Source organism: Vibrio pomeroyi (genome assembly GCF_024347595.1).
GTDB lineage: Bacteria > Pseudomonadota > Gammaproteobacteria > Enterobacterales > Vibrionaceae > Vibrio > Vibrio pomeroyi.
In genome coordinates this window covers 2,210,842-2,227,368 of sequence record NZ_AP025506.1, presented here as the reverse complement: position 1 = coordinate 2,227,368, position 16,527 = coordinate 2,210,842, and the positions used below count along the sequence as shown (strand labels likewise).

Below are 16,527 nucleotides of genomic sequence, written 5' to 3'. Positions count from 1 at the left end.
CTGGATTAGTCACTGGCCATTGCTGAAGCTATATCCCAACACAAACGCGCCGCTAATCGAGCCGTTTGGCAGTCGACGTCGTAGTCTGGGTTGTATTCCGCAATGTCCGCGATAATGAGTTTTTCACTGTGTTTGAAAATCTGTTCTAGAAAAGGTGCGAGCGCTTCATAGCTAACGCCTCTTGCTGCTGGGGCACTGACACCTGGCGCAGTCGCAGCAGGGAATACGTCAAGGTCAATAGTGAGGTAGAGGTAATCACACTCAGCGATGAATTTTTGCAACTTAACCAGTTGAGCTATTTGGTTTACTTGGGTGATATCGCGATCATGTTCGTACCACACACCGAGTTGATCGGCTTTATTGAACAGTGCTTTGGTATTGCTGGCGGCACTCACACCTAGGCAAGCGTAATGGAATGGCCACTGATGTGTGTGGCAGTAATCGCTGATCTGATTAAATGGTGTACCTGAACTGGGTTTAACGTCAGCGATGTCGCTTTCGAATTCTCGAAGGTCAAAGTGAGCATCAAAATTAACGATGCCTATCTTAGGCTTGCGCTCTGGTTGAGCTTTATGTAGATGTTCAGCTAGGCCCTGGAAAGACGCCCAAGCCACTTCGTGACCACCGCCAAGGGTAATCACTTTGTTGGTTGATAGCGCATTGGCAATCACAGAAGCACACTGTTTTTGGCTCACTTCTAATTGACTGTCGTTACATTCAACATCACCAAGATCAGCAATATGTGCATCACTGTGCCAAGCCATATTGGCCAACGCTTGACGAATCAAATTAGGTGCTTGTTTCGCGCCAACACGTCCTTTATTTCTTGCCACTCCAGCATCGCTGGCGAAACCAACCAAGGCAACAGCGTTGTCAGTAAGTTCGTCATTTAAATCAGTACTCTGTACTTGCTTGGTAATGTGATGAATGCGAGTACCGAGTTCGCCATCTTCAAGATCATTGCGTCCCGTCCACACAAAGTTGTGGGTGGTGACTGTAGTTGCGTTAGTGCTGTTGGGTTTAGATTGCGTCATGACATACCTCGCCATTAACAATGCGTTTATGCAGGTGGGGAACACCGACTTGATAGCTTAAGTCGGCAGGGTGCTCGATATTCCAGATAGCCAAGTCCGCAGCGTAGGCGACTTCAATTTTGCCCCTGTCTTGCGATTCGCCAATGGCAGCTGCAGCATGGCAAGTAACACCACGCAACGCTTCTTCAGGCGTCGTACCAAATAACGTGCAGCTCATGTTCATCATCAGTGTTAAATCAGCAAAAGGTGAGGTGCCGGGATTCAAGTCGGTCGCAATTGCCATTGGGATGTTGTGCTCGCGAAGTAGGGCGATTGGTGGCTGTTGAGCCTCTTTCAAGAAGTAGAAAGCACCGGGCAGTAATGTTGCAACTGTGCCTGATTTCGCCAGTGCTTTTACTCCGGTTTCATCTAGGTACTCAACATGATCAACAGAGAGAGCACCGTATTTCGCGGCAAGCGCGCTGCCGCCCATGTTAGAAAGCTGCTCTGTGTGGCCTTTGATCGCTAGCCCATGTTCTTTAGCAGCCGCAAACACACGCTCGGTTTGCTCTAGGTTAAAGCCGATCGATTCACAGAATACGTCGACTGCATCGGCTAGTCCTTGCTCTGCGGCTTTAGGGATGATCTCTTGGCAGACCAGATCAATGTAACGTTCTGGCTGTTCTTTATATTCCGGTGGTACAGCATGTGCTGCAAGGAGTGTGGTGGTGACCTTGATACGACGGTGATTTTCTAAGGCTTTAGCAGCACGTAACATCTTGAGTTCGTCTTCAAGCGTTAAACCGTAGCCTGACTTTACTTCAACGCTGGTGACGCCACTTCTCAGAAGCCCGTCTAATCTAGTCAGCGCCATCTCAACTAACTCGGCTTCTTGTGCTGCTCGAGTCGCCGTTACCGTTGCTAAAATACCACCGCCTTTTTTCGCGATGTCGGTGTAAGACACACCATTTAAACGTTGTTCAAATTCATTGGCGCGATTGCCTGCAAATACAAGGTGAGTGTGGCAGTCAATCAGCCCTGGGGTAACGAGCTTGTTTTTGCAGTCGTAGATGATGTGATCAACAGAGCGGCTAACATCCGCTGTTTCACAATGAAGTGACTCATCGCTTGAGTGAGATAGAGATACGATCTTACCGTTTTCGATAACGATATCTTGAAGGGAAGAAGGTTGATAACCATCTGCTCCCGAGCTCATCGAAACCACTCGTGCATTTTTGAGGATCAAATTCATAATCACCTAGATCTTTGCTAAACAATAAATGTATATACAAATAAATAGGCTAAATACTGACCCGAATCAAGTTGATGTTGCAAAAATGTGATCGGCGATCAGGATGATATTCTTTAATCTAAAACTATCTTAGAGCTTAATTTGTACTTAGAGCCAGGGTGGTAGAGTAATGCAAAGCTGATAAGGCGTTCCTTGCTCCATGTTCTTCTATTGAGAAGCAAGCAAGGTTCTGATTCCGTTAGTTTTAATGCCTGACGGATATTAGAGTCTGGAATGATGGCCTCGACGGTGTGTTCAATCGCACTCAATGGGCAGCTTTTTGAAAGATATTCATTGGGCGTTGAGGTTGAAAAGTCTTGCTCTAGATAGTTTGGAGCAGCTTGAGAGTTCACCCAGCGCGCTTCCAGTTGTATCGGCGTGTTATCGGCAAAGTGGATGATTTCACTATAGAATACTTCTGCATTGATCATCACACCTAACCGTGTGGCGGTGCTTTCATCAGCCTTGATACTATCGTGCTTGATCACTTGGCTTGTGTAGGTTTGGCCACGGTCTTTGATCTCTTGGGCGATGTTGTTGATATCAAGTAGGGGAGATTGCGCTTTTTCCTCTGGCTCACACACAAAAGTGCCCAGTCTTGGCTTCCTGATGAGCTTGCCTTCAGACACAAGATCTCGAATTGCTTTATTCACCGTCATTCGACTCACATTGAACTGCTCTGTGAGTTCGAGTTCGGTGGTAATTTGATAACCCACCGGCCAATGACCATTGCTAATCTTGTCGTCTATGAACTGTTTTATCTGAAGGTAGAGCGGCGCTTTCGACATAATGAAACCTTATTTGACTATACAAATAGAGTAACGGATTTTTTCATGATTTCAACATTTCCTCAGAGGATGTGAGCTTGTTCAACATTGATAGCGCAAATTGCTTGATTCTGTGGGGCAAGTGTCGGAAATTGTCACGCAATAACTATTCGCAAATCAGATAATTAGAAAGGGAAATAATATGTTTAAGAAATTGAAGGCCTCGTTGGGCATCGGTGCGGCAAAGGTCGATACCGTCTTAGATAATATTGACGTTTTCCAAGGTGGCGAGTTGTCTGGCAATGTTCACATCATTGGTGGCGACGTTGAGCAACAAATCGACCTGATCAACTTAGTTCTCAACACAGAAGTGAAAGTCGAAGTAGAAGACAGCACCAGTTACGAAACCTTTTCACTTGGTCGTATTCAAGCTGTAGAGCCTTTCGTTATCCAACCGGGCGAAACCAAACTCGTTCCATTCCGTCTAAAGCTGAATGATGAAACGCCAGTCACTGCATTGAACGCACAAATGAACCAGTGCCATGTGTGGGTAGAAACGAACCTAGATATCGGCTTCGCGATTGACCCTAAAGACCGAGACTTTATCTCCGTTCATCCACTGCCAACAGTTGCTAAAATCATCCAAGGTGTCGAAGCATCGGGCATGGCAATGGTGAAAGCTGATGTAGAGAAGGGCTTCTTGAAAGGCAACAACTTTGCTTCACGTTCGGGTTGTTACCAAGAGATTGAATTCCGTAGCGGCGGCTTTATGAATAACAAAGAGATCGAGCTGTCATTCATCGTTGAAGGCTCTATGGTTCACTGCTTAGCTGAAATCGACCGCTCAATGAGCTTCCGTGGTGACCAATACATCTCATTCAGCTTACCTGCTAATGCAGCTGACTCAGACATTCGTAACGCAGTTTCAAGAATCATGAGCGCGTAGTTGCTCTATCTACTAGTAATGACAACACAGTCGCCAAAGCCGAGCTTAATTGTTCGGCTTTTTTAATCCTTAACCTCGAATTGAAATAGATTTACCACTGATGCCGATAAGCCAATTGAAAGGCGACATCGGTGGAGTTGTCCATATTGAAGATGTTCTCGATGATGGATATCTCAACTGCCGAGCGTTGCATTACATAGCGATAACCAAACATCATTTCATTCGCTGGCTCTGAAAACTCAGTTTCGCCATCTTCTGCGCCTTCATACCAACGATATTCTAGGTGCAATTCATGGTTGTCAAATAGCGTGAGTTGATAGCCGCCCATCCATGACCATGTCGTTTTCTTATGTGAAAAACCATTCTCTACATCTCGATTAGACTGATTCGCCAACCCTAGGCTTGTATAGAAGGTATTGATATCGAGTTGGTATGCATAGTTGAATTGAGCGCTTTGCTCGGTGCTGCTTCCTTCGAATGCACCGTGGCTGACATTGTTATGATAGAGGGAGACACCAAAAGATAAGCCGTGGTTTTCAATATCTATGATTTGGTATTGAGTGTAGAGGGTGAAAGCGCTAGTCAACGTGTCGCCGGAGAAGTCTCGAATATTGATGCCGTGGTCTGGTGCGTAAATATCAAATTGATGTCGTTCCTTTCGATCGCGCCCAGCTTGGTCAATGTCGAATAGGTCATGAAAGTTGATGGTGATTTTGTCGAGGTGATTGTTGGCGGCGTAAAGGTAACGGTAATTGAACTCGACTTGCCACGCTTGAGTTAATTGCCATCGTAAACCAGATTGAAGTTGATTCTGATAATAGTCTAAATGGTAGTCGTGGGAATTGGCCCAGATACTTGCGGCAGTTAACGCGGTAAATATTTCAATTTTATTCTCTTCGAGTGGGAAACCAGAGCGAAGTGTCGGAGTGAGACGAACGGATTGCAATGGTGCTTGGGTGTAACTAATTAAGGGGCCGTAATCTTTATTGGCCCATATCGCTGGAGTGTAAATAGCAGCAGTTATGATTAACGATAAAGAGGGTATGAACGATATTAAAGTAGCCTGTTTCTCCATATGCACCTCATCCGTAATCCGTTACTTCTCTATAGCTTAGTTCTAAATGACTAAATCGAAACTGCTATGTTGGATTAGAGTAGCTCAAGAGTGGGTTTGTAGGAGAGGGAAGGTGTTGGTTAGCATGACAAATTCTTATCTATCGGAGTTATAAGAAAGCCGCGAGAGACCCTCTGTCATTGTCATTTTATATTATTTCGTTACAATGCTCGGATACCTACAAATGGGGCATCTGTATTTGCTTCTATGTGGGTATCTTTATTATGCATATATCTCCGGTCAACATACTCGTTGACTGACAAACATATATTAAACATTTTCATGTGTTGCTTGGTGTGCAACACCACTGTAAAGGACAAATAATGCCAATTATTACTCTTCCTGACGGTAGTCAGCGTCAATTTGACAACCCTGTATCAACTCTAGATGTTGCCCTATCAATCGGTCCTGGTCTTGCGAAAGCAACCATTGCTGGTCGTGTAGACGGCGAGCGTGTTGATGCTTGTGATCTTATCGAAAACGATGCAAGCCTAGAAATCATCACAGCTAAAGATGAAGTTGATGGCCTTGAGATCGTTCGTCACTCTTGTGCTCACCTTTTAGGCCACGCGGTTAAGCAGCTTTTTCCAGAAGCGAAAATGGCGATCGGTCCTACCATCGATAACGGTTTCTACTACGATATCGACCTTGAGCACTCTCTAACGCAAGAAGATCTAGAAAAGATCGAAAAGCGCATGAAAGAGCTAGCGAAGACCAAGTACCAGGTTGTTAAGAAGAAAGTTAGCTGGCAGGAAGCGCGCGACGCATTCGAAGCTCGCGGCGAAACTTACAAGATTGAAATCTTGGACGAGAACGTTTCTAAAGACGATCGTCCAGGTCTGTACCACCACGAAGAATACATCGATATGTGTCGTGGTCCACACGTGCCTAACATGAGCTTCTGTCAGCACTTCACTCTACTTAACGTAGCGGGTGCTTACTGGCGTGGTAATAGTGACAACAAGATGCTTCAACGTATCTACGGCACTGCATTTCACGACAAGAAGGCGCTTAAAGCTCACCTTGTGCGCCTAGAAGAAGCGGCTAAACGTGACCACCGTAAAATCGGTAAAGCGCTTGACCTATTCCACATGCAGCAAGAAGCACCAGGCATGGTGTTCTGGCACCACAACGGTTGGACTATCTTCCGTGAGCTAGAAGTATTTATTCGTCAGAAACTGACTGAGTACGAATACCAAGAAGTTAAAGGCCCATTAATGATGGACCGTGTTCTTTGGGAACGCTCTGGTCACTGGGACAAGTACGCAGAAGCAATGTTCACGACTTCTTCAGAGAACCGTGAATACGCTATCAAGCCAATGAACTGTCCTGGTCACGTTCAAATCTTCAACCAAGGTTTGAAATCTTACCGTGATCTACCGCTACGTATGGCTGAGTTTGGCTCATGTCACCGTAACGAGCCGTCTGGCGCACTTCACGGCATCATGCGTGTTCGTGGCTTCACTCAAGATGATGCTCACGTATTCTGTACTGAAGACCAAGTTCAACAAGAAGTTAAAGCTTGTATTGATATGGTTTACGATACTTACACAACTTTCGGTTTCGAAAACATTGTTGTTAAGCTATCTACTCGTCCAGAACAGCGTGTAGGTTCAGACGAAATGTGGGACCGTGCAGAGGCCGACCTTAAGCAAGCGCTAGAAGCATTAGAGATTGCATACGAGATTCAAGAAGGCGAGGGCGCGTTCTACGGACCTAAGATTGAATTTACTTTGCATGATTGTTTGGACCGCGCATGGCAATGTGGTACAGTGCAGCTCGATTTTGCATTACCAGAACGTTTAGGTGCTACTTACGTAGGTGAAGATAACGAGCGTCACACGCCAGTTATGATCCACCGCGCGATTTTAGGTTCACTAGAACGCTTCATCGGTATTCTTATTGAAGAATACGCTGGTTTCTTCCCAACGTGGTTGGCACCAGAACAAGCGGTTGTAATGGGCATTACAGACAAACAGTCTGAATATGTACAAGAAATTACGAAAAAACTGCAAAAAAGTGGATTTAGAGTCAAAGCAGACTTGAGAAATGAGAAGATTGGCTTTAAAATCCGCGAACATACTTTGAAACGTGTACCGTTCATGCTTGTGTGTGGTGACCAAGAAATGGAAGCCGGCGAAATTGCAGTACGTACACGTAAAGGTAAAGACCTTGGCAAGTTTAAAGTGGATGACTTTATTTCATACATCCAAGCTGAGGTTTCAAGCCGTAAGCTCAATCTGGAGGAATAGCTATTAAAGGCGGAAGACGTGGCCAACAACCGGCCAAACAAAACCAGCACCGTTTAAACGGTGACATTCGTGGCGTTCGTGAAGTGCGTCTAACTGGCGCTGACGGCGAAGCTGTTGGTGTGGTTTCAATCGCTGAAGCGATGGAAGCTGCAAATGAAGCTGGTATGGATCTTGTAGAGATCAGCCCTAACGCCGAGCCGCCAGTTTGTCGTGTGATGGACTACGGTAAGTTCCTCTTCGAGAAGAGCAAAGCTGCGAAAGAGCAGAAGAAGAAGCAAAAACAGGTTCAGATTAAGGAAGTTAAATTCCGTCCTGGAACTGATATTGGAGACTATCAGGTAAAACTACGCAACCTGACTGGTTTCCTAGAAGACGGCAACAAAGTGAAGGTAACAATTCGCTTCCGTGGCCGCGAAATGGCTCACCAAGACATCGGTGTTGACGTTCTTAATCGTTTGAAAGCGGATACTGAAGAATTTGCAGTAGTCGAATCTTTCCCAACGAGAATTGAAGGTCGCCAGATGATCATGGTATTGGCCCCTAAAAAGAAGTAATTAACGGCTTTGCAAGTAATTGAACCCTGCAGCCTCAGGTTGCGGGGTTTTATTCGCCCTAATTACTATGTTATTAACAACTCAACAATGCGGAGTTATTCATCATGCCTAAGATGAAAACCAACAAAGGTGCTGCTAAGCGTTTCCAGAAAACTGCTGGTGGTATTAAGTTTAAGCACGCTGGTAAACGTCACATCCTGACTAAGCGTACTACTAAGAACAAGCGTCAGCTACGTCCGAACTCGATCCTTCCTAAATGTGAAGTTGCTCAAGTTCTACGTATGATGCCATACGCTTAATTCTTTTTAGTTTATAAATTCGTTTAGTTTAGGAGAAGCATAATGCCTCGCGTAAAACGTGGTGTACAAGCTCGTGCACGTCATAAGAAAGTTCTAAAACAAGCTAAAGGTTACTACGGAGCACGTTCACGTGTTTACCGCGTAGCTTTCCAAGCAGTTACCAAAGCTGGTCAATACGCTTACCGTGACCGTCGCAACAAGAAACGTCAATTCCGTCAACTTTGGATTGCACGTATCAACGCGGCATCTCGTCAAAATGGTCTATCTTACAGCCGTTTCATCAACGGTCTTAAGAAAGCATCTATCGAGATCGATCGTAAGATTCTTGCTGACATCGCAGTATTCGACAAAGCAGCATTTGCTGTTCTAGTTGAAAAAGCGAAAGCATCTCTATAATTTAGAGTTAGCTTAAAGGTTTAAGAAAAGGAGAACTTTGGTTCTCCTTTTTTATTGCCTGTATTTAGCTCTGCCGTATTCTCTCGCATCTCGCATCTCGCATCTCGCATCTCGCATCTCGCATCTCGCATCTAATTTTTATTCGCTTGAACAGGCATTCTGGTATATAAACATCTACCTAACCTTTCAATGTTAAGCGATAGAGATAAATGACCGCACCTACCACTATGACGTTCTTCGAGCGTTTTGAAAACGACATCCTTTCAGGCAAAAAGACGATTACTATTCGTGATGAATCTGAGCGCGATTACCTGCCAGGTAGCGTTGTGGAAGTATCAACGCTAGAGCAAGGACGTGTGTTCTGTAATCTTAAAATCATCAGTGTAGAGCCAATCTTGTTTGATGAACTGGGTGAGTTCCATGCTCAGCAAGAGAACATGACGTTAGAAGTTCTGAAGGGCGTAATTCAAGACATCTACCCTGGGATCTCTGAGCTTTATGTTGTCTCTTATGAGTTGGTAGCTTAAGCCTTATTGGATTGGATTGGATTGGATTGGATTGGATTAACTAGCTAGGGATTGCGATTAATGAGTGATAACCAACAGACACTGCTTCAGCTTTACTGCCGCGAACAGCAAGAGCAAAAGTTACTGGATAAACACGACTTAGACAGTGACTTGAGCGAGAGCGCCGATTATTTAAAGTGGTGCGAGAGCAAAAGAAACTTTGTTGCAGAGGATGTCTTAGGGCGTACTTGGGTAAAAAGTTGCCCAGCAGGGTACATTACTGAGGTTCACTTTTATTCGGATGGCAGCCTAACGGAATACCGCTTGTTTGATCGGTTTGAAACTCAAGGTCATTGGTTGCTGAAAGGCGGGTTGCTGCAAGTTGAAATCAGTAAAGGTGACAATCGTTACCAGTTTGATGTGGTTGCGTGTAAAGACTTGAATATCCACTCAGCGGTGGAATATAAAAACCAAGAGCTTCACTCTTACCTTAAGCTTGTTCAGGTGGAAGCTAGTTAACTCGGTTTGACTCATCAAAGTCCAAAAGCAAAAAAGCTAACGTCAAACGTTAGCTTTTTTCATTTCTATCGAACCTTGATTGGCTACTTAGGCTTGGTAGCGCTTATGCGTGATAGTTTTCAAGTTTCTTGTACAGTTCTGAATCTATGTCGCCAGTAGAGCAAACCGTTAATAGGTCTTCAATAAAGTACTTGAGAGCGCGAGCTTCGATGCGTCGAATCCCCTGTTGTTGCTCTTCGGTCAGGTAACCGTAGATAGTCGCTGCGCCAAAATCACCAAAGATCATTTGGCCTTGCTCATTGACTAGGGTGTTGTGCGCATACAAGTCACCGTGACAAACCTTGTTGTCGTGGAGGTGGTTAAATACATCAATCATTTGAGTAACGATGTTGTCGATTTGCGCGATAGGAAGTTCGAAACCTTCTGGGAAAGTATCACGCGTGCAAGTCTCGAGTGTCGGTGGCAAGCCTAGGTTGTAATAGTTGCTTGGGATAAGCTCCATCACCAACGCAAGGTAATCTTGCTCGTCTACTTGGGCGATAGATTTGACTAGGTTGCTATGGTGACCAGCTTGAAGACACGCTTCCAGTTCATCATGTGGGTAACCGTCGCTTGTAACTTCGCCTTTGAATACTTTAACCGCAACTTCCTGAGGGAAATCAAAGTCACTGTTTAACCAATTAGCATGAGATATCACGCCTGAAGCGCCTTGGCCAAGCACTTGATTCAATGAGTAACATTGAGAACTCACCGCTGGCACGTTATCTAAGCTGCTCGGGTGTTTGCAAAATGGATTACCCGCAAACGCTAACCACGCCAGTTTTGGTAGCTTAATAAGGAACTCTGGGAATTCTGTCAGTTGGTTTGCAGACAATCGAACCAGTTCGAGGTTGGATAGGTTTTCCATACTCTCAGGTAAAGTCCGAAGTTGGTTGCCTGCGAGTGCCAGTTTTTGCAGTCGTGGTCTTTCACCTAGTGAGTTCGGTAGAACTTCGATGGCATTGTCGGTCAGAATTAACCAGCGTAATTGAACGGGTAGAGACTCTTCACTCACGGTTTTGATTTGGTTGGTCTTAAAGCCAACCATTTCAAGCTTAGGAAGCGAACCGAGAACATCAGGAAGGTGCGTAAATAGGTTATTCGACGCAAAGATAATACGCAGGTTAGTCAGCTGTGTTAACTGCTGTGGAAGCTCCGACAGCTGATTTCCTGAAAGATCCAGAATCTCTAGTGAATCGGCGAGCTCTAAGATCTCTAATGGAAATTCGGTGAGACCTTCTGACAGTTTTAAGCGCTTAATACCTTTTAGTTGCCCTGATTTTAATTGTTCTAGAGTATGCAAACCTTAGCCTTATGAATAGATGTTCGAGGCGCGTAGTGTACTTGTCTCAATCGAGAAAGGCGAGCACCGGAACGATGCTCGCCTAACTAAGTTCATTGAACGAATCGACGAAGTTTAAAGCTGTATATGATTCTGGCTTACGCCTACCTCCTCCACAAAATCAGCATCATGGCTAACTAGGATGAACGCGCCTTGATATTCACGTAAAGCCGACGCCAGTATTTGCTTTGAGTCGATGTCTAGGTGATTGTCTGGTTCATCGAGCAGCAGTAATGGCGAATCCTGTTGATGGCTGACGATCAACATCGCCAGTTTCATTTTTTCTCCACCGCTTAGGTGAGCTACTTTGCGGTAGACGGAGTCTCGCCTAAACCCGATGCCAGCTAACAAGGTGCGTGCGTCACTTTCTGTCATGCCGCAGCTATGTGTCATCAGGCTATCGAGCATGTTGTCGTAGGTGTTTAACAGTCCAAAGTGTTGATCCAAGTATGCTGTGGTTCCTAAGCGTTTAATGGAGCCTGTATAGTTCGAGTGTTGACCATGAATGGCCTTTAACAGCGTCGACTTTCCACAGCCGTTTGCACCAGTAAGATAACACCGTTCACCTTGTGACATAGAAAAGTTGATGGGAGCGCCAGAACCAAAACTCAGGTGGCAATCTTCAACGGTTAGTAGTGAGTTCTTTTTACTGTTATTGCCCTGTTGCAGATACAACGCTTGTGGTTTGAGTTGCTCCTTTTGTTCTTTTAGAGATTGAAGCTTATGTTGGTTTTGGTCCTTTAAGTTCTTTTGGCTAGTGGCTGATGCCCCTTGAGTTCGTCCTGCTTTGTCTTTCATCGCATCCAATAATATCTTGGGTTGGCTGCCTGACTTTCTGAGTCGGTTACCTTGAGACTCACGTTGCTGTGCTTTTTCTTTATTGGCTTGATCTTGGCGCTCCAGACGTTTCTTTTCGGATTGGTGATACGCAATCTGCTTGTCTAATGCTTCACTTTGGCTCGACATTTGTTTGAAGTAATCATCGTAGTTTCCTCTGTAGAAACGTAACCCCAAACTATTGAGATGGTAGATCCCCTCCATGTGTCTCAATAAGCTTCGATCGTGACTTACGATTAGTATTTTGCCTTCAAACAACTGGCACTGCTCTAATAACCAATTTCGTCCGTCGTTATCCAAATGATTGGAAGGTTCATCGAGAATTAATATGTCGTGATTCGATGTAAATAAGCGATGAAGTTGCAAGAGGGCAAGTTGGCCACCGCTTAATGTGTTGCATGGTGTAGTTAACTCACTGGTTATTTTCAAAGTAGCTAAAAGCTGATGAGTGGTTTCTTGTAAATCCCAATCGTCACCAACGATATTGAAGTGCTGAATTTCGCAGCTACCTTGTTCGATTGCTTGCAAGGCATTGAGCTTGTCAGTGATACCTAAGAAGTCAGCAATGTTGATTTCGCTATCCAAAAGCTCTGAAGGTAATTGTGAGTAAAAGCCGATCGAGCCTTGTCTGGAAACACTGCCTGAGGTCGGTTGCGCTTGCCCTGTGAGTAATGAAAGTAACAACGATTTTCCGGCTCCGTTTCTTCCAACTAAGCCAGTCAGTCGCGAGTTCAAATTGAAGGTGATGTCTTTAAATAGCCATTCACCAGTATCGAGTTGGAATGAGAGATTATTGGCTAAAATAGTAGGCATAAAAATACCTCCCTTTACGTGTAAACGAGTAAAAGGGGTGGGGCGCTTTTCTATATAGACTCCAATGTAGGACTCTAACAATAGATCGCCAAAGACGTTACTTAGGTAGATGACCAATCAAAAATAGAAAACCTGTGATGAGATGATTTCTGTCTTTGAGGTACAGTTCTGCAAGATTCATGTTGTCAAAAGACGGATCTTTTAGAACTTGATTTGTCGCGAAAATAGATGACGAAGTAACGCCCACTAACCCCGAGTGTCCAAATGATTTTTATAAAAATAAATCGGATGTCAGGATGTTAGTACTTCATTATGGCGTTATTCTCTTTTGAAATGATGGTGGGATGTTACTGAAAGAGTGTGCTTAAAGTCAATATGGTGGCTTGATTGAAATGTATCCAAATAATTAAAGCGCCAATATAACCATGAGATAACCATGAGGCGCTTTAGAGTGTTCTTTGAAAGAATAGCTTCGAAGAGTGTGGAGACTACAGGTTTTGTCCGCCGACAGCTCGCCAACACATATCAAAGCTATCATTGATGTACTTGGCTGATTGCTCTTGCGATAACTCGTCCTGCTCGATTAGCCAGTTCGCACAGATCAGAAAGTGGCTATGGATGAAGTGCCTAACGAGATTAATGTCTAACACCATCAACTCTTCGGCTTGCTGTCCTTTCAAAATGATGTCATCGAGTGACGCAAACATCTGCGAGACAATGACTTCACGAGTTTGAGTCGTTGGGTCAAAATGTACATTGGTGAAGAACTTCATGGCGACAGGGTTTTCTAGTGCCCAATCAATCCCTGTCATCCACATGAATTTAAAGGCTTGGTAGCGGTCTTGTTCAGCGATTTCTGTGTGTTGGTCAAGAGTAGAAAATAGCTCTACTTTCAATTCACGAAACAGTTCATCAATTAGTAGAGATTTGTTCTCAAAGTGATGAAACAGCGTCGCTTTTGCTACACCTGCGGTCTTCGCTATCTGCCCAGTAGATGTGCCCTCTAACCCTTGTTGAGAGAAGAGTAGGAGCGCAGCATCTAGGATTTTTTGCCTTTTTGTAATCATCGATTCAGTACTTTGAACATCATTTTCTTGATTGGGTTGTTATATGGAGGGTGCATCAACTTAGTGAAGTTGATCTTGCCTCGAGTCAACACGGTTTTTGCATGGCTAAAGGTCTTGAAGCCTTCAATGCCGTGGTAGTGTCCCATGCCTGAAGGGCCAATACCACCAAATGGCGCGTCTTCCGCTGCCACATGCACCAGAGAGTCGTTAATACAAACGCCTCCTGAGTGTGTCTCCGATAAGAACAGCTCTTGGGTCTGTTTGTCGTGACTCATTAGGTACAGCGCAAGTGGGCGCTCTCTTGTTGTGATGTAGCTGATCGCTTCTTCAATAGAATCATAAGGCACGATAGGCAGAACAGGACCAAACAACTCTTCTTGCATCGCGACCATGTCATCATTCACTTCGGTGAGAAGGTGCGGCGTCATTCTGTGGTTCACGTCGTCTTGTGCCTGCTCGGTGACGGTGTGTACTACAGCACCTTTTGACTTCGCGTCTTCAACAACACCTTGCAAGCGATTGTACTGACGCATGTTAACCACTGAGGTTAAGTCTTTGCTCTCAATTCCCGCTTTATAGAGCTTCTTGAAATAGCGCTTATAAGCCGTGATAAATGCATCGACTTTTTCTCGGGGTAGCAAGATGTAATCAGGTGCAACACAGATTTGACCTGCATTTAAGCTCTTGGCGAATAGGATACGTTCAACCGCGTCAGCGACATCGAAATCTGGGGCAATAATGGTTGGAGACTTTCCGCCAAGTTCAAGTGTCACAGGCGTTAAGTTCGCGGCTGCGGCTTTCATTACGTGCTTACCAACAGCGGTTGAGCCTGTGAACAGGATATGGTCAAACGCTAGCTGACTGAACTTAACGGAAACATCGGCTTCACCTTCGATGATCGCCACTTGATCTTCACTGAAGCCTTCGGCCAACATTGCTTTTAAAACACGGTTGGTCGCAGGAGTAAACTCAGACATCTTGAGCATTGCGGTATTACCTGCCGCCAACGCTGTGATGAGAGGCCCTAAAGCGAGCATCACCGGGAAGTTCCAAGGCACAATAATGCCGACAACACCCACTGGCTGGTAGTGAACGGTTATCTTCGCTGGGGTTAGCATCAAACCAGCTTTACGGCGTGAAGGCTTCAACCACTTCTTAAGGTTCTTATCACTATAATTGATTTGGTGTAAAGAAGGGGTGATATCAGCAATTAAGCTATCGTGCTTTGCTCGGTGGCCATAATCTTCAGATACCGCTTCAATCAATTGCCCTTGGTGGCGCATTAACAACGCTTTCAATACAGACAGGTCTTTTCTTCTCTGCTCAAGCGTTGGGTTAACGTTGTTGCGGTAGTGATCTTGTTGTCGGTTGAATATTTGATCCATGTCGTTGGTGCTCGACGTGTTTGGTTCAAGGTCTAGATTATGGCTCATAGTATCCCCTAAATTCTAAAGCTGACCGATTGGTTGGTCAGTTAAAATTACAAGAAGTTATGGTCGAATACAAGATATAGACAAGAAAAGTTTATTTTTCGTGCAATGAACTGGCGGTTTGGTTGAGTGGGAACAGCAACGAAAAGATTGATATTGGAGAGGAAATAGTAGAAGTATGGAGAGGCGAAGGTGTGCCTTTGACGGAATCAAAGGCACACGTGATTCGCATCAGGATTATGCAGACACTTTCTCGCAACGCATAAAGATGAAGTTAACGTTTTTCGATAGGCGCTCGTACGTTTCTTCTGAGATGGCTTTGGCTTTCTCGTCGATTGTGCCTTCAGTGATTTGTGAAATCAGCAAGCCAGATTGGCTCACCGCTTGGCAAAGTTCGGTTAATGAACGGCGGTAAAAGCTCACCTGAACTGGTGTGCCGACCGTGTTCCATTCTTCTTGAATGAATTCGCGCTCAAAGTAGTTACCTGAAATTGTGCATTCAAAGTCTGCAAAAGGGTGGTGAGTGGAAAACACGATGTAACCGGCCGGTTTTAGAACGCGATAAATGTCATCAAAGATAGGTTTTAGGTCTTCAATGTAATGCAGTACTAATGGGCACACGATGACATCGGCACTGTTGTCGGCTTCTTTGGGCAAGCCAAGTGCAGCATCTTGCGCGTATGCGGTCACGTTGGGGATTTGTTTTCCGTTCACTAAGTCGACCATATCTTGAGACAGATCGGTGCACGTAACTTTGTTGGCACCTTGGTCAATAAACCATTGTGCGTAAATACCTGAGCCGCAACCAAGGTCGACAATATCGAGCCCTTTAACATCGTCTAGTAAGGCTATGGTTGATGGGCGTTCTAATAGGGCGTTGTAAATATTATCGCGAGCAGCAGAGTCGTATTGCTTTGCGTAGGTGGTGTACATTTCGGACATGATTTAACACTCATCAATAGGTATGGAAGAACAGGATACTGACAATCTTGGTGATAGCGAGAGTTGTGATAATGAAGTGCCGATATTTGTCACACCCCTGACTTAACATCACCAAATTAACTTTGAATTTTAGGTGTGATTGCTATTTTATTCACCTGATTTTTTGTTAGAAAGTGCTTTAAATTTAATGCGCTTCCGCCTGATTTTTAGCCTAAAACCTTGTAATTCCTTACCTGTCACTTTAAGTCGATCTGTCGATAAAAAAACGTAATCGTAACCACAAATATCAATGGTTGGACTCACTCTTAATAATATCGGTTAATGCAGCCAACAAATCGTTTTCGAGCGTTTTTTGTTGGGTTATACCTCGCTATTCCAAAGAGGTATCTTCTGTCGATGG

The 16,527-nt window shown here is 44.6% G+C and carries 16 protein-coding genes; 7 read left to right on the top strand and 9 right to left on the bottom strand.

Annotated features, from left to right (window positions below; genetic code table 11):
* Positions 1-5 precede the first annotated feature (5 nt).
* From hutG to hutC, 3 genes are all read right to left on the bottom strand, one after another.
* Positions 6-1,034, bottom strand: a complete 1,029-nt coding sequence (gene hutG / locus OCV12_RS09745; protein WP_261884535.1) for a formimidoylglutamase — start codon at positions 1,032-1,034, stop codon at positions 6-8.
* Positions 1,021-2,265, bottom strand: coding sequence for an imidazolonepropionase (hutI, locus tag OCV12_RS09740; RefSeq protein WP_261884534.1), 1,245 nt, complete (start codon positions 2,263-2,265; stop codon positions 1,021-1,023). The genes hutG and hutI overlap by 14 nt, the downstream gene beginning before the upstream one ends.
* 113 nt (positions 2,266-2,378) lie before the next feature.
* The gene (gene hutC, locus OCV12_RS09735; protein ID WP_261884533.1) at positions 2,379-3,092 is read right to left on the bottom strand and encodes a histidine utilization repressor; all 714 of its coding nucleotides are present in this window, start codon (positions 3,090-3,092) and stop codon (positions 2,379-2,381) included.
* 181 nt (positions 3,093-3,273) lie between these two features.
* Between hutC and OCV12_RS09730 the strand changes: the two genes are divergently transcribed.
* Entirely contained in the window at positions 3,274-4,017 is a 744-nt protein-coding gene (locus tag OCV12_RS09730; RefSeq protein WP_261884532.1) for a sporulation protein, read from the top strand.
* A gap of 91 nt (positions 4,018-4,108) precedes the next feature.
* On the opposite strand, the gene OCV12_RS09725 is transcribed toward OCV12_RS09730, so the two are convergent.
* The gene (locus OCV12_RS09725; protein WP_261884531.1) at positions 4,109-5,092 is read right to left on the bottom strand and encodes a DUF3187 family protein; all 984 of its coding nucleotides are present in this window, start codon (positions 5,090-5,092) and stop codon (positions 4,109-4,111) included.
* Positions 5,093-5,454: 362 nt separating this feature from the next.
* Here OCV12_RS09725 and thrS point away from each other — a divergent pair, with 362 nt between their 5' ends.
* The 6 genes from thrS (at position 5,455) to OCV12_RS09695 (ending at position 9,657) form a co-directional block, all read left to right on the top strand.
* Positions 5,455-7,383, top strand: a complete 1,929-nt coding sequence (thrS, locus tag OCV12_RS09720) for a threonine--tRNA ligase (RefSeq protein ID WP_176681003.1) — start codon at positions 5,455-5,457, stop codon at positions 7,381-7,383.
* An 83-nt stretch (positions 7,384-7,466) separates the two neighbouring features.
* Positions 7,467-7,937: a translation initiation factor IF-3 gene (gene infC / locus OCV12_RS09715; protein WP_008224693.1), complete on the top strand. Its 471-nt coding sequence runs from the start codon at positions 7,467-7,469 to the stop codon at positions 7,935-7,937.
* A gap of 104 nt (positions 7,938-8,041) precedes the next feature.
* Positions 8,042-8,236, top strand: coding sequence for a 50S ribosomal protein L35 (gene rpmI, locus OCV12_RS09710; protein WP_004738430.1), 195 nt, complete (start codon positions 8,042-8,044; stop codon positions 8,234-8,236).
* Positions 8,237-8,278: 42 nt separating this feature from the next.
* Complete coding sequence (rplT, locus tag OCV12_RS09705) at positions 8,279-8,632, top strand: 50S ribosomal protein L20 (RefSeq protein WP_004733517.1); 354 nt, start codon at positions 8,279-8,281, stop codon at positions 8,630-8,632.
* Between the two features lie 209 nt (positions 8,633-8,841).
* Positions 8,842-9,159, top strand: a complete 318-nt coding sequence (yqfB, locus tag OCV12_RS09700; protein ID WP_261884530.1) for a N(4)-acetylcytidine aminohydrolase — start codon at positions 8,842-8,844, stop codon at positions 9,157-9,159.
* 60 nt (positions 9,160-9,219) lie between these two features.
* Positions 9,220-9,657 carry a hypothetical protein gene (locus OCV12_RS09695; protein WP_261884529.1) on the top strand — a complete coding sequence of 146 codons (438 nt, stop codon included), beginning with the start codon at positions 9,220-9,222 and terminating at the stop codon, positions 9,655-9,657.
* A gap of 103 nt (positions 9,658-9,760) precedes the next feature.
* On the opposite strand, the gene OCV12_RS09690 is transcribed toward OCV12_RS09695, so the two are convergent.
* The 5 genes from OCV12_RS09690 to OCV12_RS09670 form a co-directional block, all read right to left on the bottom strand.
* Positions 9,761-10,999 (bottom strand): leucine-rich repeat-containing protein kinase family protein, encoded by a 1,239-nt coding sequence (locus OCV12_RS09690; RefSeq protein ID WP_261884528.1) that lies wholly within the window; start codon positions 10,997-10,999, stop codon positions 9,761-9,763.
* 114 nt (positions 11,000-11,113) lie between these two features.
* Entirely contained in the window at positions 11,114-12,688 is a 1,575-nt protein-coding gene (locus tag OCV12_RS09685; protein ID WP_261884527.1) for an ABC-F family ATP-binding cassette domain-containing protein, read from the bottom strand.
* Positions 12,689-13,176: 488 nt separating this feature from the next.
* Entirely contained in the window at positions 13,177-13,755 is a 579-nt protein-coding gene (locus tag OCV12_RS09680; protein ID WP_261884526.1) for a TetR/AcrR family transcriptional regulator, read from the bottom strand.
* Positions 13,752-15,188, bottom strand: a complete 1,437-nt coding sequence (locus OCV12_RS09675) for a coniferyl aldehyde dehydrogenase (RefSeq protein WP_261884525.1) — start codon at positions 15,186-15,188, stop codon at positions 13,752-13,754. Before OCV12_RS09675 ends, OCV12_RS09680 begins: the two co-directional genes overlap by 4 nt.
* A gap of 234 nt (positions 15,189-15,422) precedes the next feature.
* Positions 15,423-16,127, bottom strand: a complete 705-nt coding sequence (locus OCV12_RS09670; RefSeq protein WP_261884524.1) for a class I SAM-dependent methyltransferase — start codon at positions 16,125-16,127, stop codon at positions 15,423-15,425.
* Between the last annotated feature and the right edge of the window lie 400 nt (positions 16,128-16,527).

Coding starts and splice junctions, on each gene's coding strand:
- OCV12_RS09680 (WP_261884526.1), bottom strand. CDS start 13,755: ATGATTACAAAAAGGCAAAAAATCCTAGATGCTGCGCTCCTACTCTTC.
- rplT (WP_004733517.1), top strand. CDS start 8,279: ATGCCTCGCGTAAAACGTGGTGTACAAGCTCGTGCACGTCATAAGAAA.
- hutI (WP_261884534.1), bottom strand. CDS start 2,265: ATGAATTTGATCCTCAAAAATGCACGAGTGGTTTCGATGAGCTCGGGA.
- thrS (WP_176681003.1), top strand. CDS start 5,455: ATGCCAATTATTACTCTTCCTGACGGTAGTCAGCGTCAATTTGACAAC.
- yqfB (WP_261884530.1), top strand. CDS start 8,842: ATGACCGCACCTACCACTATGACGTTCTTCGAGCGTTTTGAAAACGAC.
- OCV12_RS09695 (WP_261884529.1), top strand. CDS start 9,220: ATGAGTGATAACCAACAGACACTGCTTCAGCTTTACTGCCGCGAACAG.
- hutG (WP_261884535.1), bottom strand. CDS start 1,034: ATGACGCAATCTAAACCCAACAGCACTAACGCAACTACAGTCACCACC.
- OCV12_RS09725 (WP_261884531.1), bottom strand. CDS start 5,092: ATGGAGAAACAGGCTACTTTAATATCGTTCATACCCTCTTTATCGTTA.
- OCV12_RS09675 (WP_261884525.1), bottom strand. CDS start 15,188: ATGAGCCATAATCTAGACCTTGAACCAAACACGTCGAGCACCAACGAC.
- OCV12_RS09730 (WP_261884532.1), top strand. CDS start 3,274: ATGTTTAAGAAATTGAAGGCCTCGTTGGGCATCGGTGCGGCAAAGGTC.
- rpmI (WP_004738430.1), top strand. CDS start 8,042: ATGCCTAAGATGAAAACCAACAAAGGTGCTGCTAAGCGTTTCCAGAAA.
- hutC (WP_261884533.1), bottom strand. CDS start 3,092: ATGTCGAAAGCGCCGCTCTACCTTCAGATAAAACAGTTCATAGACGAC.
- OCV12_RS09670 (WP_261884524.1), bottom strand. CDS start 16,127: ATGTCCGAAATGTACACCACCTACGCAAAGCAATACGACTCTGCTGCT.
- OCV12_RS09685 (WP_261884527.1), bottom strand. CDS start 12,688: ATGCCTACTATTTTAGCCAATAATCTCTCATTCCAACTCGATACTGGT.